The organism is Pantoea anthophila, from assembly GCF_006494375.1.
GTDB lineage: Bacteria > Pseudomonadota > Gammaproteobacteria > Enterobacterales > Enterobacteriaceae > Pantoea > Pantoea anthophila.
This window is the reverse complement of sequence record NZ_VHIZ01000041.1, coordinates 69,275-91,536: the sequence shown is the minus strand read 5'-3', so window position 1 is coordinate 91,536 and position 22,262 is coordinate 69,275. Positions and strand designations below refer to the sequence as shown.

At 59.8% G+C, this 22,262-nt stretch carries 13 protein-coding genes; 9 read left to right on the top strand and 4 right to left on the bottom strand.

Translation table 11 applies throughout. The features are described 5' to 3' along the window. The first annotated feature begins 8 nt into the window (after positions 1–8). From bcsB to FJW00_RS10095, 5 genes are all read left to right on the top strand, one after another. Positions 9–2,300 carry a cellulose biosynthesis cyclic di-GMP-binding regulatory protein BcsB gene (bcsB, locus tag FJW00_RS10120; protein WP_140923943.1) on the top strand — a complete coding sequence of 764 codons (2,292 nt, stop codon included), beginning with the start codon at positions 9–11 and terminating at the stop codon, positions 2,298–2,300. Then, on the top strand, positions 2,293–5,760 hold the full coding sequence (bcsC, locus tag FJW00_RS10115) for a cellulose synthase complex outer membrane protein BcsC (RefSeq protein ID WP_140923941.1): 3,468 nt from the start codon (positions 2,293–2,295) through the stop codon (positions 5,758–5,760). Before bcsB ends, bcsC begins: the two co-directional genes overlap by 8 nt. Positions 5,761–5,877: 117 nt before the next feature. Continuing rightward, positions 5,878–7,884 carry a biofilm formation regulator HmsP gene (gene hmsP, locus FJW00_RS10110; RefSeq protein WP_111208637.1) on the top strand — a complete coding sequence of 669 codons (2,007 nt, stop codon included), beginning with the start codon at positions 5,878–5,880 and terminating at the stop codon, positions 7,882–7,884. A 225-nt stretch (positions 7,885–8,109) separates the two neighbouring features. Then, the gene (locus tag FJW00_RS10105) at positions 8,110–9,399 is read left to right on the top strand and encodes a dicarboxylate/amino acid:cation symporter (protein WP_009088401.1); all 1,290 of its coding nucleotides are present in this window, start codon (positions 8,110–8,112) and stop codon (positions 9,397–9,399) included. Positions 9,400–9,645: 246 nt separating this feature from the next. Further along, a complete protein-coding gene (locus FJW00_RS10095; protein WP_140923939.1) occupies positions 9,646–11,139 on the top strand; it encodes a M16 family metallopeptidase in 1,494 nt (497 codons plus the stop codon). 2 nt (positions 11,140–11,141) lie between these two features. On the opposite strand, the gene FJW00_RS10090 is transcribed toward FJW00_RS10095, so the two are convergent. After that, positions 11,142–12,014 (bottom strand): alpha/beta hydrolase, encoded by an 873-nt coding sequence (locus tag FJW00_RS10090; RefSeq protein WP_009088404.1) that lies wholly within the window; start codon positions 12,012–12,014, stop codon positions 11,142–11,144. A 489-nt stretch (positions 12,015–12,503) separates the two neighbouring features. On the opposite strand from FJW00_RS10090, the gene msbA reads away from it, so the two are divergent. Next, on the top strand, positions 12,504–14,267 hold the full coding sequence (gene msbA, locus FJW00_RS10085; RefSeq protein WP_373682547.1) for a lipid A ABC transporter ATP-binding protein/permease MsbA: 1,764 nt from the start codon (positions 12,504–12,506) through the stop codon (positions 14,265–14,267). Here the strand turns inward: msbA and kdgK are convergent. Next, positions 14,239–15,171, bottom strand: coding sequence for a 2-dehydro-3-deoxygluconokinase (gene kdgK / locus FJW00_RS10080; protein WP_140923935.1), 933 nt, complete (start codon positions 15,169–15,171; stop codon positions 14,239–14,241). The genes msbA and kdgK overlap by 29 nt on opposite strands. A gap of 280 nt (positions 15,172–15,451) precedes the next feature. On the opposite strand from kdgK, the gene pdeH reads away from it, so the two are divergent. Further along, entirely contained in the window at positions 15,452–16,225 is a 774-nt protein-coding gene (gene pdeH / locus FJW00_RS10075; RefSeq protein ID WP_058958109.1) for a cyclic-guanylate-specific phosphodiesterase, read from the top strand. 63 nt (positions 16,226–16,288) lie between these two features. After that, the gene (locus FJW00_RS10070) at positions 16,289–18,349 is read left to right on the top strand and encodes an AsmA family protein (RefSeq protein ID WP_140923933.1); all 2,061 of its coding nucleotides are present in this window, start codon (positions 16,289–16,291) and stop codon (positions 18,347–18,349) included. Here FJW00_RS10070 and ppiC read toward each other — a convergent pair whose 3' ends face one another. Continuing rightward, entirely contained in the window at positions 18,350–18,631 is a 282-nt protein-coding gene (gene ppiC / locus FJW00_RS10065; RefSeq protein ID WP_009088412.1) for a peptidylprolyl isomerase PpiC, read from the bottom strand. It lies immediately after the preceding gene. Between the two features lie 75 nt (positions 18,632–18,706). Between ppiC and rep the strand changes: the two genes are divergently transcribed. Continuing rightward, positions 18,707–20,728 carry a DNA helicase Rep gene (rep, locus tag FJW00_RS10060; protein ID WP_140923931.1) on the top strand — a complete coding sequence of 674 codons (2,022 nt, stop codon included), beginning with the start codon at positions 18,707–18,709 and terminating at the stop codon, positions 20,726–20,728. 46 nt (positions 20,729–20,774) lie between these two features. On the opposite strand, the gene gppA is transcribed toward rep, so the two are convergent. After that, positions 20,775–22,259, bottom strand: coding sequence for a guanosine-5'-triphosphate,3'-diphosphate diphosphatase (gene gppA / locus FJW00_RS10055; protein WP_140923929.1), 1,485 nt, complete (start codon positions 22,257–22,259; stop codon positions 20,775–20,777). Positions 22,260–22,262 lie beyond the last annotated feature (3 nt).

Here is a 22,262-nt window from a genome sequence, read left to right as displayed (position 1 = left end):
TTGATGATATGACGACAACGAGAATAAACAGGTGGGTCGCTGCGCTGTTGCTGGGTTCCGCAACATTAAGCTGCGCTGCAGCAGAGGAAAATGCACCGGTCAGCGCGGCCGGAGAGACGGCGCAGCAGGCCGTGCCGCAGCCGTCGGCTGCGCCGCTGCGAAACAGCCAGCTGAGCTTTGCTAAGCTGGCACCGCCGCCAGGCAGCATGACGCTGCGCGGAACGCGCACCACCGGGCAGATTGAGTTTGGGGTGCGCAGCGACGAAGTCGTCACGAGTGCTATGCTGAACCTCAGCTATCGGCCATCGCCTGCGCTGCTGCCGACCCTGTCGCAGCTGAAGATCTATCTCAACGATGAGCTGGTGAGCCTGATTACCCTGACGCCGGAGCAGATCGGCAAAGAGAATCAGACGCAGCTGGCGCTGGACCCCCGGTTTATCGCCGATTTTAACCGCGTCCGCTTTGAGCTGGTCGGTCACTACGCCAACATCTGTGAAAACCCGGCCAACAGCACCATCTGGCTCGATATCGGTAAAGCCAGCAGCCTGGATCTGACGCTGCAAAAGCTGCCGCTGAAAAACGACCTGTCACACTTCCCGGAGCCTTTCTTTGATGCGCGCGACACGCGGCCGCTGACCCTGCCGATGGTGTTTGCCGCCCAGCCCGATGTCGCGCAGCAGCGGGCCGCCGCCATCCTCGCCTCCTGGTTTGGCAGCAAAGCCGCCTGGCGCGGCCAGCGCTTCCCGGTCCTCTACAACCAGCTGCCGCAGCAACAGCACGCGGTGGTGTTTGCCACCAACGATGCGCGCCCGGCATTCCTGAAAGATCTGCCGCCGGTGAGCAAACCGACCGTAGAGATCGTCAGTCAGCCTGACAATCCCTATGCGAAAATGCTGCTGATTCTGGGCCGCAACGACGACGACCTGCTGACGGCCGTGCAGGGCATTGCGCAGGGCGAGTTACTGCTGCGGGGCGATACCTCCACCATTGACCGCGTCACGCTGCTGGCCCCGCGCCAGCCTTATGATGCGCCAAACTGGGTACGCACCGATCGCCGCACGACCTTTGCCGAGCTGACGCAATATGAAAATCAGTTACAGTCTGACGGTCTGCAGCCTAATCCGATCAGCCTGACGCTGAATCTGCCACCCGATCTCTTCCTGGTGCGGGCGCGCGGTATCGATATGGATCTGAACTATCGTTACACCTCGCCCACCCAGCCGGACGGCTCCAGGCTGGCGGTCAACCTGAACAATCAGTTCATTCAGGACTACCCGCTGCAGCCGAAAAACACGGCCGGACAGCAGCTGCTGCACCTTCCCTTGCTGCAGGGAACGACAGACAAGAGTCATGAGCTGAAAATCCCGGCGCTCCGTCTGGGCGTGATGAATCAGCTGCGTTTCGATTTCGACTATGCCACGACCTTTATGGGCGGCACGGCGGACGGACGCTGCGAAACCGTCACCCCGGTGAGCAATCATGTGGTGGTGGACGACAACTCCAGCATCGACTTCTCCGGATATCGCCACTACATCGAAATGCCGTCGCTGCAGACCTGGGCGAATGCCGGCTTCCCGTTCAGCCGCTACGCCGATCTCTCCCAGACGCTGGTGCTGGTTCAGCCGGATCCGGATGCGCAGCAGGTTGCTACCCTGCTGAATGCGCTGGGCAATATCGGCGCGCAGACCGGGTATCCGGCGCTGCGCGTGCAGCTTACCGACGACTGGCGCACGGCGCAGAAGCAGGACGCGGATCTGCTGCTGATCGGCGACATCCCCAAAGATCTTCAGGACGACCGCCGGATCAGTGCGCTGGTTGACGCCACCGCCAGCTGGCTGAAAACCCCGGCGCGACGGGCATCTCTGCCGGCTCAGACTCTCAGCGAGGCGGAACGCAGCGCAGAAAGCACCACCGCCATCGGCTCCCGGGGTCCGCTGGCGACCGTGATTGGTTTCCAGTCGCCGTTCTACGATCAGCGCAGTGTGGTTGCGCTGCTCGCCGATGGCAGTCCGCGCAGCTGGCAGCTGCTCGATGAGGCGCTGGCTGACAGCGGCAAACGTGCGGCCATCTCAGGCTCTACGGCAATTGTCCGTGAGTCGGGTGTGAACAGTCTGCGTGTCGGCGAGACCTACTATGTGGGCCACCTCCCCTGGTGGGAGCGGCTCTGGGCTGCGCTGGCTACCCATCCTTTCTGGCTGGCGCTCTGCTCGGTGGGTGTCGTGGTGCTGTTTGCCATGCTGGTCTGGCGTCTGATGCGTCTTATCTCGCGCCGCCGTCTGCTTGATGATGAAGATGAATAAGTCGCTTCTGCTGCGGGCAGGTGTGCTGATCGGCCTGCTGGGTGCGCTGCCGGGGCAGGCTGCGCCTGTCGCCGGTCCGCAGGTTTCACCGGTTGACTGGCTGCTGACCCAGGTGCGCATCGGCGAATCGACCAACAAGTATGAGCTGGTGCAGCAGTCGCTCTACCGGCTGGAGAAGATTGACCCGGAGAATCCCCAGGTGCTGGCGGCGCGTCTGCGACTGGCGCTGCATCAGGGCGATCTCACCACCGCACAGACCCTGCTGGATCAGCTCAACCGGCTGGCGCCCGACTCCGCTGCGGCGCGGGAATCTGCCGCCGGCCTGCGCATGATGTCGTCTGACGGACGGCAGCAACTGCAGCAGGCGCGGCTGCTTGCCACCTCAGGACGACTGGCGGAGGCGAAAAGCGCCTACGATGCCCTGTTTAACGGCGTCTTCCCCGATCCTAACATTGCCCTGGAGTACTGGCGGCTGGTGGCGCGCCTTCCCGGCCAGGAGGATCTGGCCTGGCAACAGCTTCAGGTGCTGGAGCAGCGCTATCCTGGCAACGTCGGGGTCGGATTACAGATCGCCCGCATGGCCTTTGCGCGTCAGCAGCCGGAGCAGGCAATTACACAGCTGAAGCGGCTGGCGGAGCGCGGCGGCGGGCGTGAGGCCGCCGCCGACCTCTGGCTGCAGCAGATCACTGACCAGCCGGTCAGCGACAGCAGCGTGGCGCAGCTGAAGGCCTATCTGGCGGTATTTACCGACGGCGAGCCTCATCAACAGGGTGTGGACGCGTTATCGAAGCAGCAGAGCCAGCTGGCCGATCCCGCCTATCGTGACCGGATGCAGGCGCTGGCGCGGGTCGATGCCGGTAACGATGACAGCGCCATGCGCGCCCTTGAACGGGCGCTGAAGAGCAATCCCGGGGATGCCGAACTGATGGGCGCAATGGGGCAGATTCAGGCCCGCGCGGGCCATCGTGAGGTGGCCATTCGCTGGCTGGAGCGCGCGATTCAGGCGGGTCAGCAGAGCACGCTGATTGGCAAATGGCAGTCGCTGCTGCAGACCAGTCGTTACTGGCTGGCGATTGAGCAGGGCGATAAAGCGCTGGCGCAGCACGATATCGACGGGGCTGAAAAGGCCTACCGCGCGGCGCAAACCTATGACAGCAGTGACAGCTACGCCCTGATTGGTCTGGGTGATGTGGCGATGGCGCGCAACGATGCGCCCGGCGCTGAACGGCTCTGGCAAAAAGCGCGCCGGCTGGATGGCACCAATATTACCGCGGTGCGGCGGCTGGCAGGATTTTACCGGACGGTATCGCCCGCCCGCGAGATGGCATTTATCGATACGCTGCCCGCCGACCAGCAGCGCGCTCTGGCCGACACGATTCGCACGCTGCGCAGCGACAGCCTGCGCGCGGAGGCCGATGCGCTGGCGCAGCAGGGGCGCTGGCCCCAGGCCACCGATCGCTATCGCCAGGCACTGGCGCTGACGCCGGATGACGTCTGGCTCAGCTACCGGCTGGCGGGTGCGCTGCGTAACAGCGGTCGTGCGCAGCAGGCGGAGGCGGTGATGCGCGGCGTGGCGCAGCAGCACCCGCAGGATAGCACCGCGCTCTACGCCGCCGCCCTCTGGTTCTCGGGCAACGATAACGCCGCTGAGGCCAGCGCCACGCTGCATCGTCTGCCGGAAGCACAATGGAGCAGCGATATGCGCCAGCTGGCTGACCGCCTGACGCAGGATCAGCGCTTTGCCGAGGCCGATGCCCTGCGCGAGGCGGGCGATGAGCCTGCCGCAATCGCGCTGCTTCGGCAGCAGCCGGATTCCAGCCGCCGCGATCTGACCCTGGCGGACTGGGCGCTGGCGCGGGGGGACGCGCAGCAGGCGCTGCAGGGGTATCAGCAGGTGCTGTCGCGCCAGGCGGACAACCGCGATGCGGCGCTGGGACGGATTGAGGCGCTGGTGGCGCTGCAGCGCAACGGCGAAGCCCGTCAGTCGCTGGAGACGCTGCCGCCGCAGCAGAGCACGCTGAATGCGGATCGCCGCGCGGCGCTGGCGTGGCAGGCGGTCGGTGAAACCACGCGGGCCGCGGCGCTGTTGACCGATCTGAAACAGCGTGCCGCCTCGCTGCCCCCTTCGCAGGATAAAGCGCTGGTCTATCGTGATGTGGCACGGCTGGAAGGGGCGCAGCAGCAGCCTGAACAGGCACTGGCAGACTATCGTCAGGCGATGACGGCCAGCGGCATCGCGAGCAGTGGCAATATCAGCCGCGCAACCCGCAACGATCCCCAGGATGACTGGCTGAAGCGCAGCCTGCGCAGCGACACGGCCGATCTCTACCGTCAGCAGCAGACCACGCTCACGGTGCAGCAGGACTATTCACGCAACAGCGGCACCGGCGGCATCTCCGATTTTACGGCGCACACCACCATGCTGCAGGCGGAACATCCGTTTGCCGATGGCCGGGGCTTTTTCCGTCTTGATCGGGTCGATGTCTCCGCAGGCACCTTTACCACCCGAAACGGCAGCATCGACGCCCTGTTTGGCAGCTGCGACGATGCCAATTCTGGCGGCTGTAATCGTGACAACCGCCAGCGCGATAGCGGGACGGCGCTGGCCGCGGGCTGGCATAACGCGACCTGGTCCGCTGACCTCGGTACCACGCCGCTGGGTTTTGAAGTCACGAACTGGACCGGCGGCCTGAGCTGGAAAACCGATGTGAAACAGCTCGGCGTCACACTGACGGCCTCACGCAGGCCGATCGCCAGTTCGCTGCTCTCCTATGCCGGGACGCGCGATCCCGCAGCCAGCGGCGGCAAAAGCTGGGGCGGCGTAGTGGCCACCGGCGGCAGCATCGGGCTGAGTTACGATCAGGGCGGCGCGCATGGCGTCTGGGGCGACATCAGTGCGCATCAGATCACCGGCAAAAATGTCGCCGATAACAGCCGCGAGCGCCTGATGGGCGGCTATTACTATAAGCTCATCAACAGCGACAACCGCCGGGCGACCGTCGGGCTGAACAGCATGCTCTGGCACTATCAGAAGGATCTCAGCGATTACACCTTCGGCCAGGGCGGCTACTACAGCCCGCAGCAGTATCTCTCTTTTTCCGTGCCGGTCACCTGGCGGCAGCGGACAGAGAACTGGTCGTTTGATCTGGGCGGCTCTGTCTCCTGGTCCCATTCGCAAACCCATGCCCAGCAGCGCTATCCGGTTAATCCGGGCTATACCCTTGCCAGTAACCCCTCTTCTGCCAGCAGTTCCGGCGGCGGTACCGGCTATACGCTGCAGGCAGTGATTGAGCGACGGCTGACGTCGAACTGGTTTATCGGTGCCGGTGTGGATATCCAGCAGGCGAAGGATTACACCCCGAGTCATGGTCTGCTTTATGTGCGCTATGCTGCCGGTGGCTGGGAAGGGGACCTGGATATGCCGCCACAGCCGCTGACCCCTTACGCGGATTTTAAATAATCCTGACCGGGAAAAAGCCGGACTTTTCAGACGGTAAAAAAGTCAGTTTATGGGATATACTGGCTGGCATTGTACTGTCTGCTATCTGGGCTTTTTTCATCGTCAGGAGAGAATTTTTTGCGCGTAAGCCGGTCACTTACGATAAAGCAGATGGCGACGGTTTCGCTGGTTGCGGTTATCACCATCAGTATTTTTATCGTCATCCAACTGTTTCATTTTGTGCAGCAGCGCAGGATTGACTACGCCCAGCAGATGGAGAATATCGCCCACACCGTTCGTCAGCCGCTGTCGGAAGCGGTGCTGCGGGCCGATATCCCCCGGGCCGAACACATTCTTCACTCTCTGAAACCGGCCGGTATCCTGTCGCGCGCCGATGTGGTGCTGCCCAATGCGTTTCAGGCGCTGCATGCTGACTTTGAGACAGAAAAACCGGTGCCGCGTCTGGTGGCCCGCCTGTTTGAGCTGCCGGTGCAGATTACCCTGCCGCTCTACTCGATAGAAAATACCAGAATGCCAAAGCCGCTGGCCTATCTGGTGCTGCAGGCGAACTCAACGCGCGTCTACCAGTTTATCCTCAGCACGCTCTCGACCATGATCATCACCTATCTGCTGCTGGCGCTGATCCTCTCCGTGGCGATCAGCTGGTGCATCAACCGGCTGGTGGTGCATCCGCTGCGTCATCTCTCGCGCGAGCTGCAGGAGCTGCCGCCGCAGGCGATTCTGACCCATAAACTCTCCCTGCCGCACAGCCATCATGATGACGAGATCGGCATGCTGGTGCGCAGCTACAACCGCAATCAGCAGGTGCTGGAGTCGATTCATGATGAGATGAGCCGGCTGACCACCCACTTCCCGGTCACCGACCTGCCCAACCGCACCCTGTTCCTGGCGCTGGTCGAACAGTTCATGTGCAATCCTGAACGGTCGCTGGGTCTGATGGTGATCCGCATCGAAACCCTGCAGGAAGCCAACGGCATACTCAGCGATGAGCAGCGCGACACGCTGATGCTGACGCTGGTGGAGAAGATCCGCCATACGCTGGATGACCACACCCTGCTGGCGCAGACCGGCGTCAGCGATTTTGTCCTGCTGATGAAGCGCGCCAGTAATCCGTTCCGCGCCCTGCGTCTGGCGCGCAATCTGATGATTCGCCTTAATCAGCCGGTCAGCCTGCACCAGCTGCAGCTGCGCCCTAACGTCAGCATCGGTCTGGCGCTGCGCGACGATCAGCCGCTGAGCGCCAGTGAACTGCTGGACAGGGCGATCTCGGCGATGATGTCGGCCCGTCATCAGGGCAAAAATCAGATCCTCTTCTTTGACGCCGCGCTGACCGAGCGCGCACAGAAACGCCTGACCCAGGAGCATGACATTCTGCAGGGTCTGCACGATGAGCAGTTTGCTCTCTACCTCCAACCGCAGGTCGATATGCGCACCGGGGCACTGGCGGGCGCGGAAGCGCTGCTGCGTATGCGCCAGCCGGATGGCAGTTACGGCCTGACGGAAGAGTTTATCGCCAGCGCCGAAGAGATAGGCGTGATTAGCGCAGTGGGACGCTGGGTGTTTGAAGAGGCGTGCCGCATTCTGGCTGGCTGGCAGCGGCAGGGCATGATGCTGCCGCTGAGCGTGAATATTTCTGCGGTACAGTTGCGCGATACGGGCGTGGTCTCCCATCTGCAGTCTCTGCTGACCCGTCACCGCATCGCCCCTGGCACTTTTGTGCTGGAAGTGACCGAGACGGCGCATCTGGATGATGCAGAACAGGCGATAGCGATGCTGCGACTGTTGCAGCAGGCCGGGGTGGCGGTGGCGCTGGATGATTTCGGCATGGGCTACTCCAATCTCAACTATCTGCATCAGCTGAAAGCGTTGCCGGTCAACAAGCTGAAGATGGATCGCAGCTTTGTGGCGGCGCTGCCGGATGACGACACCATGGTCTGCATCGTGGCGGCGATCGCCGAGATTATCCACCTTGAGGTGATTGCCGAGGGCGTGGAAACCGCGGAGCAGCGTGACTGGCTGCTGGCGCGCGGCATTCACATCGGGCAGGGCTACCTCTACGCGGAAGCGCTGCCTCTGACCCGATTCAATCAGGCCTGGATAGAAAACTCCTCACTGCCGCAATAATTGCCTGATTCATTGATTTTGCGAGAATTTTAGTTACAAAACCCCTTGCTGAAGCGTTTCAGTTCAGAATTACGATCCTGACATTTCCTGGGGGTTTGTCGCCCTGTATTAATCACGTAAACACAGTGTTATTTTCGGGTTACTGTCAGGCGCCACCTCTGTTGCCCGCCAGTCACAATAACGAATCCGACAACATCACCTCACGGCGTTAGTGGACACCTGTTTATGAAAACCTCACTTTTTAAAAGCCTTTATTTCCAGGTGCTGATGGCGATTGGCATCGGCGTTTTGTTAGGCCATTTTTACCCGGAGCTGGGGACCCAGATGAAGCCGCTGGGCGATGGCTTTGTTAAGTTAATCAAGATGATTATCGCCCCGGTCATCTTCTGTACCGTGGTGACCGGCATCGCCGGTATGGAAAGCATGAAAGCCGTCGGGCGCACCGGCGCTGTCGCGCTGCTCTATTTTGAAATTGTCAGTACCATCGCGCTGATCATTGGTCTGATCGTGGTTAACGTGGTGCAGCCAGGCGCAGGAATGAACGTTGATCCCGCCACCCTGGATGCCAAAGCGGTGGCGGTCTATGCGCAGCAGGCGGAACAGCAGGGCATCGTCGCATTCCTGCTGGATGTCATTCCTAACAGCGTGATTGGCGCCTTTGCCAGCGGCAACATCCTGCAGGTGCTGCTGTTTGCCATTCTGTTTGGTTTTGCCCTGCATCGTCTGGGTAACACCGGCACGCTGATCTTCAACGTGATTGAGAGCTTCTCGAAAGTCATTTTCGGCATCATCAACATGATCATGCGTCTGGCACCGATAGGGGCCTTCGGCGCGATGGCGTTCACGATCGGTAAATATGGCGTGGGGTCACTGGTGCAGCTCGGCCAGCTGATCGTCTGCTTCTATATCACCTGTGTGCTGTTTGTGGTGATTGTGCTGGGACTGATTGCGCGTCTGTTTGCCGGATTCAGCATCTTTAAGTTCATCGCCTATATCAAAGAAGAGCTGCTGATTGTGCTGGGCACCTCCTCGTCCGAGTCGGCGCTGCCGCGCATGCTGGATAAGATGGAGAAGCTGGGCTGTAAGAAGTCTGTGGTCGGGCTGGTGATCCCCACCGGTTACTCCTTTAACCTCGACGGCACCTCGATTTATCTGACCATGGCGGCGGTGTTTATCGCCCAGGCGACCAATGCCCACATGGATATTTTCCATCAGATCACGCTGCTGGTGGTACTGCTGCTCTCCTCGAAGGGCGCGGCAGGGGTGACCGGCAGTGGATTCATCGTGCTGGCGGCGACGCTCTCGGCGGTCGGCCATCTGCCGGTGGCGGGTCTGGCGCTGATTCTGGGTATCGACCGCTTTATGTCCGAAGCGCGTGCGCTGACTAATCTGATCGGAAACGGTGTGGCGACCGTGGTAGTGGCGAAATGGGTCGACCAGCTGGATCACAAACAGCTCAATGACACGCTCGCCGGCCGGAATAAAGAGAATAAAGCGTCCGAATCTTCAGTTTAATCATTGAATTTCACTTAAATCCCCTCAAATGCCCGCTGTCGCTTGCCCTGACAGCGGGCATTTGCATAATAAACCCCACTTGTTTTTTTTGACGTTTTTCACTTCGTTGCGCGACATCCTGAACTTCCTGTGGTCAAACACGTTGTTGTTGGATAACAGCGCGATTCGGCGCCAGCCGATTCGTTAATAACAGCGGCACGTCGCGCCAGTGATAACGATATTTGAATTATTTGAGTAGGGGTTCACATGCAGGGCACCAGAATTCGGCTTTTGGTTGGTGGATTAGTGCTGGCAGCAAGCAGCTATGGTCTCCAGGCAGAAACGCTGCAACCGGATCCGGCCTGGCAGGAAGGCAAGCTGGATAACGGATTTAACTGGCAGTTACTGGCCACACCGCAACGCCCCAGTGACCGCATCGAACTGCGGCTGGTGGTCAACACCGGCTCACTGGTGGAGAGTGCGCAACAGACCGGCTTCAGCCATCTGCTGTCGCGTCTGGCCATGGTGCACAATACCGCGCTCGACACCCAGCAGCAGCGCGCGCTATGGCAGCAGGCGATGGATCCTCAGCGCCCCCTGCCGCCCGTCATCGCCTCTTATGATTCCACCCAATATAATCTGAGCCTGCCGAACAACCGCCCTGAGCTGCTGAAAGAAGCGCTGAACTGGCTGGCGGCCACGGCGGGCAATATGGCGATTACCGAACAGGTGGTGAGCACCGCGCTGACGGCCTCCGATCCGGTCGCCACCTGGCCGAAAGATACGCAGGATGTCTGGTGGCGCTACCGCCTGAAAGGCTCGGCGCTGCTGGCGCACGATCCTGCGGCGCAGCCACGCGCCCCGGTTGATTTAACCCAGCTCAACGACTTTTATCATCAGTGGTACACCCCGGATGCGATGACGCTCTACGTGGTCGGCAATGTCGACAGCCGCAACCTCTCTGAGCAGATCAACAAAACCTTCTCGGCACTGACCGGCAAACGCGAAACGCCTGCGCCACTGCCCACCCTCTCCCCGCTGCCGCACGAGCCAGTGAATCTGGTCAGCAGCAACATGACGCAGGATCGCCTCTCACTGGTGTGGGATACGCCGTGGCAGCCGATTCGTGACTCGCAGAATCTGCAGCGTTACTGGCAGGGCGATCTGGCCCGTGAAGCGCTGTTCTGGCACGTTCAGCGCGCGCTCAGTGACAGCAAAGCGCAGGGCATACAGGTGGGATTTGACTGCCGCGTGCTCTATCAGCGTGCGCAGTGCTCGATCAATCTGGATGGACGCAACGACAGTCTGGCGCAGAATATGAATCTGGTGGCTCGCGAGCTGGCTAACGTGCGCGATAAAGGCTTACCGCAGGAGGAGTTTGATGCGCTGATGGCGCAGAAGCTGCTGGAGCTGAATAAGCTGTTCACCACCTATGCCCGCACCGACACCGATGTGCTGATGAGCCAGCGGCTGCGCTCCCAGCAGAACGCCGTGGTCGATATTGCGCCTGAGCAGTATCAGAAGCTGCGGCAGGCCTTCCTGGCGGGTCTGACCCGCGAGCAGTTAAACCAGGAGCTGCGTCAGCAGCTGACCCAGGAACTGATGATGGTTCTGATCCAGCCGGAAGGCGAAGCGGAAACCAACGTGAAAAGCCTGCAAAACAGCTGGGACAAAGTGATGGCACCGTCAGCGGCACCGGCGGCCAGCAGCGAAGCCACGCCGCCGGACAGCAACGTCAAAGACGTGCCGCCTGCGGCTTAAGATCAGGTCTTTGCCCTGAGCCACTCGGTCACTAACATCGGCCAGCTGGCGAGGGGCAAATCTGCCACACCGCGGATACCAAATCCGTGCCCGCCTTTCTGATAGAAATGCACCTCTGCCGGGACCTTATGCTCCCGCAACGCACTGAAAAACGCCATGCTGTGATTCACCGAGACGGCTTCGTCGTCGGCGGCGTGGATCAACAGCGTTGGCGGCACCAGCGGGTGAACCCGGGTTTCCAGCGAGTAGGCCTCAATCGTTTTCTGATCGGGCCAGGCACCCAGCAGGCGGGTTCGGGCGCCTTCATGAGCAATGCCATCACGCATGCTGATCAGCGGATAGACCAGGATCATCGCATCCGGGCGAGGTGAGAAGTTTTCTGCGCCATCCTGCACCGGATAGAGTTTTTCCGCGAAGCGTGTGCCCAGACTGGCCGCGACGTGGCCACCCGCCGAAAAGCCCATCATCACAATGTACTTTCCATTCAGGCCGCGCTGCGCCCGTTCACGCAGCACCCGCACGGCGCGCTGTGCATCGGCCAGCGGCGCATCGGGGCCTTCATGATGACCATCATAGGGCAGGCGGTAGGTCATGACCGCCAGGGTGTAGCCCATTGAGGTGAAGAAGGTCGCCAGGGCGCTGCCTTCACGGTCGATCATCACACGCTGATAACCTCCGCCTGGCGCGACCAGCAGGGTGATCCCGTTGGATTCGACCGGATGCCAGATCGCCATCTCCGGGCAACGTACACCGGTGGCGGCGCGATCGTAAGGCTCATACTCTTTTGCCATATCGACGATCTGCGGCTGTGCCCGCGAATCGCTGGCACCTGGCGCATCACCGTGTGGCCAGATATTAATGATTTCTGTGTGCATAAATAGGTCCTGATGCGGAGAATATTTTAGTTGTTTTGTTCACGGCCGGAGAGCACAGCGTCCTGCTGTTGTTGATTAAAAGATGGTCTTTTTTACGGCGAACGTCCATCCGAAAAGGGCCGAATCGGGCAGATTCGGACTATGCCTGGTGGCGCTCGGTTGGTTATAACTGGCTAATTTTATTCAATAAATTATAAGTCTGATTGAAGGGGATGGCCGGGTCGCCTGTGCGATTAACCACAATTTTTCAGCGTAAGGGAAATGAGCGGCATGGCCCGCTTTACTAGCCGCAATTTACCGGATATCACACTGCGGGCGCTTAAGAGGCGATAATGATTTTATCCCCGCGTGATCCGGGCCTGGAGGCAGGGGAGAAGTACCAGTCTCATTTGAGACTGTTTATGATTCATGGCGACAGGGCAGTTTCCGGTTGGTTGATACGGTTTAACATATCATCATCCGTTTCTACACAACGGTAAGATGCATGCCATGTCTGAACCCACACTCTCTGCCAGACAGACGTTTACGCGACTGTGGCCCACCATTTCACCCTTCAGGCTGGGCCTGGTGGTCGCCGGGATAGCCCTCATCGTCAACGCCGCCATAGACCCGTTTATGCTGACATTGCTGAAAAGCCTGCTGGACGATGTGATGGGCAGGCGGCATGCGGGGATGCTGCTGTGGATGCCGCTGGTGATTATCGGGCTGATCCTGATCCGCGGCGTCAGCGGCTATATCTCCGGTTACTGTATCTCCTGGGTCTCCGGTAAAGTGGTGATGAGCCTGCGCCGTCGCCTCTTCAGCCATATGATGGGGATGCCGGTGGCGTTCTTTGATCAGCAATCAACCGGCACGCTGCTCTCCCGCATCAGCTACGATTGCGAGCAGGTCGCCTCCGCCTCTTCCGGCTCGCTGGTCACGGTGGTGCGTGAAGGTGCCTCTATCCTTGGCCTGTTTATCATGATGTTTTACTACAGCTGGCAGCTTTCCCTGATCCTGCTGGTGCTGGCGCCCGTGGTGTCGCTGGCGATCCGCATCGTCTCCCGGCGCTTTCGCCGTATCAGCAGGAACATGCAGGACACCATGGGGCAGGTCACCTCCCATGCTGAGCAGATGCTGAAAGGGCATAAAGAGGTGCTGATGTTCGGCGGTCAGCGGGTGGAGACAGAGCGGTTTGGGCAGGTCAGCAACAGGATGCGTCGCCAGGGGATGAAAATGGTGTCGGCCACCGCGTTGTCCGATCCGCTTATCCAGCTGATCGCCTCTTTTGCACTGGCTTTTGTGCTCTATGCGGCCAGTTTTCCGTCGGTAATGACGACGCTGACAGCGGGCACCCTCAGCGCGGTCTTTTCCGCCATGCTGATGCTGATGCGTCCGTTAAAGTCCCTGACCAGCGTCAATGCGCAGTTCCAGCGCGGCATGGCCGCCTGCCAGACACTGTTTGCGATTCTGGATACTGAGCAGGAAAAAGATGAAGGCACCCGCGTTATCGGACGCGCCGCCGGTCATATCGCGTTCCGCAACGTCAGCTTCACCTATCCCGGTTCGGAAACGCCGGCCCTGAACGCAATCAATATGGATATCCCGGCCGGAAAAACGGTCGCCCTGGTAGGCCGTTCCGGCTCAGGTAAATCGACCCTCGCCAGCCTGCTCACGCGTTTTTACGATATCGACAGCGGCGAAATTTTGCTGGATGGGCACGATCTGCGTGACTACACCCTGGCCTCGCTGCGCGAGCAGATGGCGCTGGTCTCTCAGCATGTTCATCTGTTCAATGACACCATCGCCAACAATATCGCCTATGCCCGTCGTGATCTCTTCAGCCGCGCCGCGGTCGAACAGGCGGCGCAGATGGCTCATGCCATGGAATTCATCAATAAAATGGAGAACGGGCTGGATACGATGATTGGGGAGAATGGGGTGCTGCTGTCGGGTGGACAGCGCCAGCGCATTGCCATTGCCCGCGCCCTGCTGCGCGACAGTCCCGTTCTGATCCTCGACGAAGCGACCTCGGCCCTCGATACCGGCTCAGAACGGGCGATTCAGTCTGCGCTGGAGACGCTGCAGCAGAACCGCACCACGCTGATTATTGCGCACCGGCTCTCAACCATTGAGAAAGCCGATGAGATCCTGCTTATCGAAGAGGGCCGGATCGTTGAGCGCGGCTCGCATCAGCAGCTGCTGCAGCAGAACGGCGCTTATGCCCGGCTTTATCAGATGCAGTTCAGTCAGGCATCGCCTCTGCCGGAATAATTGCGCCACGATGCTGAATCACCGTGCTGGCGATCAGATGCCCGCGCTGTGCGGCGGCTTCAGCCGATGCGCCGGTCAGGCGGCGCGCCAGATATCCGGCGCTGAACGAATCGCCCGCGGCCGTCGTATCCACCACCTTCTCCTTCGCCAGCCGGACCGCAGGCACCTCAATCAGCGGCGCATCACCCGTGGCGACCAGGCAGGCCTCCGCACCCCGTTTAATCACAATTTCGCTGGCGCCTGCTTCGCGGGTTCGCGCGATAACCTCCTCCAGCGGCTGCTCGCCCCACAGCAGATGTTCATCATCCAGGGTGAGAAAGGCGATATCGGTACAGCTGAGCATGGCGCGATACGCACTCTGCGCACTGGCCCGATCGGCCCATAAACGCGGGCGATAGTTATTATCGAAAATCACCCTGCCGCCCTCTGCCCGGCAGCGGGCCAGAAGCTGCATCAGTTTTTCCCGGCTGGCAGCGGGCAGAATCGCCAGACTGATGCCGCTGAGGTAAAGATAGTCATAGTGCACCAGCTGGTCGGCGATCGCCTCTGACTGCGGGCTGTCGAGCCAGTAGCGGGCCGCGGCGTCGCTGCGCCAGTACCAGAAGGTGCGCTCGCCCTCCGCATCGGTTTCAATCACATACAGGCCTGGCATTTTATTCTCGAGACGCTGAATCAGGCCGGTGTTGACCTTCTCCTGCTGCCAGGCGGTTATCATCTGATCGCTGAACGAATCCGTCCCCAGCGCCGTGACGTAATCGACCCGTAACTGCTGCTCATCCACCTGACGGGCGAGATAAACCGCCGTGTTCAGCGTATCGCCGCCAAAACCCCGTTTGATGTTCTCACCCTTTTCCGACAGCTCAATCATGCATTCGCCGATAATGGCAATTTTCTTCTGCGTCATGGTTTGCAACCCGTAGTGAAAGAGTGCTCAGTCTCGCGTCTGGTATGGCAGTCGTCAACGCTTTTAAAACGCTGTTTTGATTTAGCTTAAGGTGCAGGAGAGGGCTAATCTGGCGGATAAGAGGCGCTAATTTCGGCTTTTTTTACCGATTATGCGGGCGACGCAGCTGATAGACTTTCCCTTTTTGTGGCCGGGTCGTTCATCTCTTTACCACAGACACTCACGATAATCGCAGCTGCGTCACCCGTTTTGGGGACATATTATCAACCAGGAAAATACCATGGTGATGGAGAGTATTAGTCAATGGCTGCCGTCTTCAATTGACCCTGATTATCAAACGGAAACCCCGCTCTTCTGGCAACAGTGCCAGCGGCGTTATCGGTTCCAGCCTATCTATCGGGTAACCGGTCGGTTACTCGCCATTGAACTGCTGACCGCCGTTTCTCATCCTGCCCAGCCGGAACGGAATCTGTCACCCGAGGCCTGGTTTGCCGGGCTCGATATCGCCCAGCGCCTCAATGTGATCTATGAGCAGCTGGAACTGCTGACGCAGTGGTCCGCCTTCTTCGAGCGCAACGGTGTGGTCGCGTCGGTCAACATCGATGGCCCCTCGCTGCTCTCTATTCAGCACCGGCCCGCCATTCGTCGCCTGATCGCCCGCCTGCCCTGGATCCGCTTTGAGCTGACAGAGCATCATGCGCTGCCACAGGCGGAGAGAGTCGCTAAGATCCCGGAACTGGGCCCGCTGTGGCTGGATGATTTTGGCTCTGGCATGGCCAATTTCTCCGCGCTGACCGAACTGAAATATGACTACATCAAGCTGTCGCGCGACCTGTTTATTCTGCTGGGCAGTTCTGATGAAGGGCGCAGCCTCTTTTCGATGCTGCTGGCGCTCATCAATCGCTACTGCAACGGCGTGATTGTCGAGGGCGTGGAAACGGAAGAGCAGTGGCAGCAGGTCAGGGGTTCCCCGGCCATCGCGGCTCAGGGCTACTACTTTTCGCGGCCTGTCCCATTTTCTGAACTGAATCATCTGACTCTCCAGCTTCCCTGATGCCGTTGCCCGCCGTCTCGACTATCTTTAACGCAGGCCGTGAAAGAGCAAGGAGAAAGCGACATGTCGCGTACCGGGAAAATCGTCAGTTGGGTTGCAGGCATTCTGGTGTTGTTGATTGTGGTGATTATTGTGGTGATCGCGACATTTGACTGGAACCGTCTGAAGCCCACCATCAATCAGAAAGTCTCAACCGAACTCAATCGTCCTTTTGCCATCCGCGGGGATCTGGGGATCGACTGGGTGCGCCATCGCGACGAGTCGGGCTGGCGGCGCTGGGTGCCGTGGCCGCAGATACACGCTGAAGATATCATGCTGGGTAACCCGCCCGGCATTCCTGATGTCACCATGGTCCATCTGCAACGGGCCGACGCGACGCTGGCACCGCTGTCGCTGCTGCACAAAGAGCTTTTCATCCCGTGGATTAAGCTGCAGCGACCCGATGCGCGCCTGATTCAGACGGCGGATAAAAAGAATAACTGGACGTTCGATCTCGCCGGTAGTGACAAGGATGACAAGGACAGCGCGCCCTCGGCCTGGTCCTTCCGGCTGGATAATATCCTGTTTGATCAGGGGCAAATCCGCTATCGCGATGCGGTTAACCGCGCCGATGTCACGGTACAGGTGAATCCGCTGGGCAAACCGGTGCCCTATGCGCAGATTGCCGGCGGTGACGATCAGCAGAAGGGCGCGGGAGACTTCGTCTTTGGCTGGCAGGCCAGTGGCACCTACAACAATGAAAAGCTCAGCGGTGAAGGCAGGATTGGCGGCATGCTCTCGCTGCGCAGCCAGAACACCCCTTTCCCGGTGCAGGCCGATGTGCGAAACGGCACCACGCGGGTTCAGGTAACCGGGGGCGTGCAGGACCCGATGAACCTGGGCGGACTGAATGTGCGTCTGCGCTTCTCCGGCGATACGCTGGCGAACCTCTATGGCCTGACCGGCGTTCTGCTGCCTGATACCCCGCCTTATGAAACGGACGGCCATCTGATCGCGAAATTCAGCGGCGAAAAGGGTGCGGTCTACCGCTATGAGAAATTTAACGGTCATATCGGCGACAGCGACATTCATGGCTCGCTGATCTACACCCAGGGCAAACCGCGTCCCACCCTCACCGGGGAACTCACCTCTGAGCAACTGCGCATGGCCGATCTGGGGCCGCTGATTGGTGTGAACTCCGGCAAAGGGAGTGAGAAGACCGCCCAGGCCAAAGCCCGGCGCGGTGAGAAATCGAATCAGCCTGCTGACCGTGTGCTGCCGCACGACAGGTTTGAAACCAAAAGCTGGGATGTGATGGATGCCGACGTGAAGTTCAGCGGCAAACGCATCGAACACAGCAACTCACTGCCGCTGAGCGATCTCTACACCCACTTACAGCTCAAAAACGGCGATCTGCTGCTGGACCCGCTGCGCTTTGGTATCGCGGGCGGCAATCTCAACAGCACTATCCGGCTGGAGGGCGATCGCTCACCGATGCGTGGCCGGGTTGACCTGCATGCACGCAAGCTGCGTTTGCGTCAGCTGTTCCCGGATGTGCAGGCGATGAAGAACAGCCTGGGTCAGCTCAACGGTGATGCCAGCTTTACCGGCACCGGCAACTCGGTCGCCGACCTGCTGGCGACCAGCAACGGTCAGCTGAAGCTGCTGATGAATGACGGGCTGATCAGCCGCAATCTGATGGAGATCGCCGGACTTAACGTGGGTAACTACGTGGTCGGCAAACTCTTTGGCGACGATCAGGTTCGCATCAACTGCGCGGCCACCGATATCAGACTGCAGAACGGTCTGGCGACGCCGAACCTGTTTGTGTTTGATACCGAGAACGCGATTATCAATGTGTCAGGGAACGCCAACTTCGCCAGTGAACGTCTGGACCTGTCGATCAATCCGGAGAGTAAAGGTGTTCGCATCGTCACGCTGCGCTCCCCGCTCTACGTGCGCGGCACCTTTAAGAATCCGGATGCGGGCGTGAAAGCGGGGCCACTGCTGGCCCGTGGGGCCGCTGCCGTGGCGCTGGGTGCGGTCGTAGGGCCGGCAGCGGCGCTGCTGGCACTGATCTCCCCCAGCGACAACGAAGACAACCAGTGCAGCAACGTTCTGCAGCAGATGAAGCAGAAGAAGTAACTAGTTGCGGTAGAGCACTTTGATAATGTGATAACCAAAGCCGGTCTTTACCGGCCCGTAAGGCGTCAGCAACGGGCAGGTAAAGACCGCTTTATCAAAGGCCGGTACCATCTGTCCCTGCCGAAACTCGCCCAGATCGCCCCCCTTACGGCCGGAAGGACAGGTCGAATGCTTCTTCGCCAGCTGCTGGAAATTGCCGCCCTTCGCCAGTTTCGCCAGAATCTCTTTTGCCAGCGCTTCCTCTTTGACCAGGATGTGTAAAGCCGCCGCGGTTTTCGCCATGTTGGTATCTCGGTTGTGTATAATTGCCGCCCAGTATAAACCCCTTTCTTTTGATTCAATCAGGCGATTTCTTCTATGCGTTTAAACCCCAGCCAACAACGTGCCGTCGAATTTGTTACCGGTCCCTGTCTGGTACTGGCGGGCGCGGGATCGGGCAAAACCCGCGTAATTACCAATAAAATCGCCCATCTGATTCGTGAGTGCGGCTATCAGGCGCGACACATCGCTGCGGTGACCTTCACCAATAAAGCCTCGCGCGAAATGAAAGAGCGTGTGGCGCAGACGCTGGGTCGCAAAGAGGCGCGCGGGCTGCTGATCTCCACCTTCCACACGCTGGGCCTGGAGATCATCAAGCGTGAAACGGCGGCGCTGGGCATGAAGTCCAACTTCTCGCTGTTCGACGATCAGGATCAGCTCGCCCTGCTGAAAGAGCTGACCAGAGAGTGGCTGGAGGAGGATAATACGCTGTTGCAGCAGCTCATCTCCACCATCTCAAACTGGAAAAATGACCTGATCGATCCGCAGGGCGCGGCCGCGCAGGCGCGTTCACAGCAGGAGAATATTTTTGCCCACTGCTATGGCCTCTACAGTCAGCATCTCAAATCGTGCAACGTCCTCGATTTTGACGATTTGATCCTGCTGCCGACGCTGCTGCTGCAGCGTAATCAGGAGGTACGCGAACGCTGGCAGCAGCGTATCCGCTATCTGCTGGTGGATGAGTACCAGGATACCAACACCAGCCAGTATGAGCTGGTTAAACTGCTGGTTGGCGCGCGGGCGCGCTTCACGGTGGTGGGTGATGATGACCAGTCGATCTACTCCTGGCGCGGCGCGCGGCCTCAGAATCTGGTGCTGCTGAGTCAGGACTTTCCGGCGCTGGAGGTGGTGAAGCTGGAGCAGAACTACCGCTCCTCGCAGCGCATTCTGAAAGCGGCGAACATCCTGATTGCCAACAATCCGCACGTCTTTGAAAAGCGGCTCTTCTCCGAACTGGGGCAGGGCAGCGAACTCAAAGTGGTGACTGCCAACAGCGAAGAGCATGAAGCGGAGCGGGTCACCGGCGAACTGATTGCGCATCACTTTATCAACAAAACGCAGTACAAAGATTACGCGATCCTCTACCGGGGTAACCATCAGTCACGCACCTTTGAAAAGTTTCTGATGCAGAACCGCATTCCCTATCGCATCTCTGGCGGCACCTCGTTCTTCTCACGGCCGGAGATTAAAGATCTGCTCGCCTATCTGCGCGTGCTGACTAACCCTGAGGATGACAGCGCGTTCCTGCGCATCGTCAACACACCGCGTCGCGAGATTGGTCCGGCGACGCTGCAGAAGCTCGGTGAATGGGCGAATCTGCGCAGCAAGAGCCTGTTTCATGCCAGTTTTGATGTCGGGCTGGGTCAGACGCTCAACGGACGTGGCCTGGAGCATCTGCAGCGCTTTACCCACTGGCTGAATGAGATCATCCAGCTGACCGAACGCGAGCCGGTCAACGCCGTCCGCGATCTGATTCGCGGCATCGATTACGAAAGCTGGCTGTTCGAAACCTCCGGCAGTCCGAAAGCCGCAGAAATGCGGATGAAGAACGTCAACACGCTGTTTCAGTGGATGACCGAAATGCTGGAGGGCAGCGATATCGACGAGCCGATGACGCTGGCCCAGGTGGTCACGCGCTTTACCCTGCGCGACATGATGGAGCGCGGTGAAAGCGATGAAGAGCTGGATCAGGTACAGCTGATGACGCTGCACGCCTCCAAAGGGCTGGAGTTCCCCTATGTGTTCCTGGTGGGTATGGAAGAGGGGCTGTTGCCGCACCAGAGCAGCATTGATGAGAACAATATCGAAGAGGAGCGTCGTCTGGCCTATGTCGGCATCACGCGGGCACAGAAAGAGCTGACCTTTACCCTCTGCCGTGAACGGCGGCAATATGGCGAGCTGGTGCGACCGGAGCCGAGCCGTTTTCTGCTGGAGCTGCCGCAGGACGATCTGCAGTGGGAGACGGAGCGCAAAGTGGTCAGTGCCGAGGAGCGGATGAAAACCGGGCAGAGCCGGGTTGCCGGTCTGCGGGCGATGCTGGATAAAGCCAGAAAAGGGTAAGCGCGTCGGGCGGAGAGGCGAAGGCGATTCGCCTCAGACGCAGGTATTACGACAGGGTTAACAACCAGTGAACATAGGACTGATAGTGGCTCTCCTGCTCCAGCAGCTCGCTGCGCAGCGGATGCGCCTCCAGCCAGTCAGCGGGCAGGGTCAGATGCAGGGCATCATCGTCTGCCTGGAGTCGTACCGCTGGCAGGGTGTCATCGCGGCGGCGGGTTGAGAAAATAATCGCCAGCCGCAGCAGACGGCACATCCGTTCCGCCAGACGCGGCGGCAGGGCGTTTTGCTGGGTCAGCAGCGCCAGATCGATGCTGCCGCTCTGGTTTTGCAGCAGGCAGGCCAGCAGCTTCTTCTGCGCCGGTGTGAAGCCAGGCAGATCCAGATGACGCACCAGGTAAGCCGCATGCTGTGGCGCATGCCGGAAGTCGACGCTGAGGCCGATTTCGTGGATCGCACAGGCGCTGAGCAGCAGCTCACGACAGCGCTGATCCAGCTTCCACGAGGTGGAAACCTGACGGAAGAAGCTCTCCGCCAGCTGACGCACACGATCCGCCTGTTCAACATCAATGCTGAACCGGCGCTGGACGTTGTGAAGCGTGCGGGTGCGGATATCGCGGTCAACGGGCAGATGCAGCATGCCGTAGACCAGCCCTTCACGCAGCGCGCCGCCCGCCAGGGTCATGCTATCGATACTGAGCGTCTGGAAAATGGCGATCAGGATCGACAGACCGCTAGGAAACACCAGCGCCCGTTCCAGTGTCAGCCCTTCGATTTCAAGCTCTTCCAGTTTGCCGCACTGGATTGCGCGCTGCTTAAGCTGCTGCAGCTTGCTCAGCGTGATGCGCTCATCCATGCCCTGCGCCACCATAATCTCCTGCAGCGCCTGCACCGTGCCGGACGCACCGACACAGGCCTGCCAGCCCTGCTGACGCAGCTGCGCGGCGACAGGCTGGATCATCTCGCGGGCAGCCTGCTCCGCCTGGTCAAAATTCTCTTTTGCCAGATGACGATCGCTGAAGAAGCGCTCCAGCCAGGTGACACAGCCCATCGACAGACTGAACAACACCGACGCGTGCGAACCATCGCCGGTTGCCAGCTCGGTACTGCCGCCACCGATATCGACCACCAGACGCTGGTCGGAGCCGCCTGTGGTGTGAGCCACGCCCTGATAAATCAGGCGCGCCTCTTCTTCACCGCTGATGACGTTGATGGTGCAGCCAAGAATCTGCTGGGCGGTATCGAGGAAGGTCTGCGCATTCGCGGCCAGACGCAGCGTGGCGGTCGCCACCACGCGAATCTGATCGGGGGGAATATCCTGCAGTTGCTCAGAGAAGAGCCGGAGGCATTGCCAGCCACGCGCCATGGCTTCGGCTGACAACTGATTACTGGCATCCAGACCGGCGGCAAGGCGAACCTTGCGCTTGATTTTTGCCACGGTCTGAATACTGCCAGAGACCTCGCGCACCACCAACATATGAAAGCTGTTAGACCCTAAATCAATCGCTGCATAAAGTGACGACGCGCTGAGCATGGT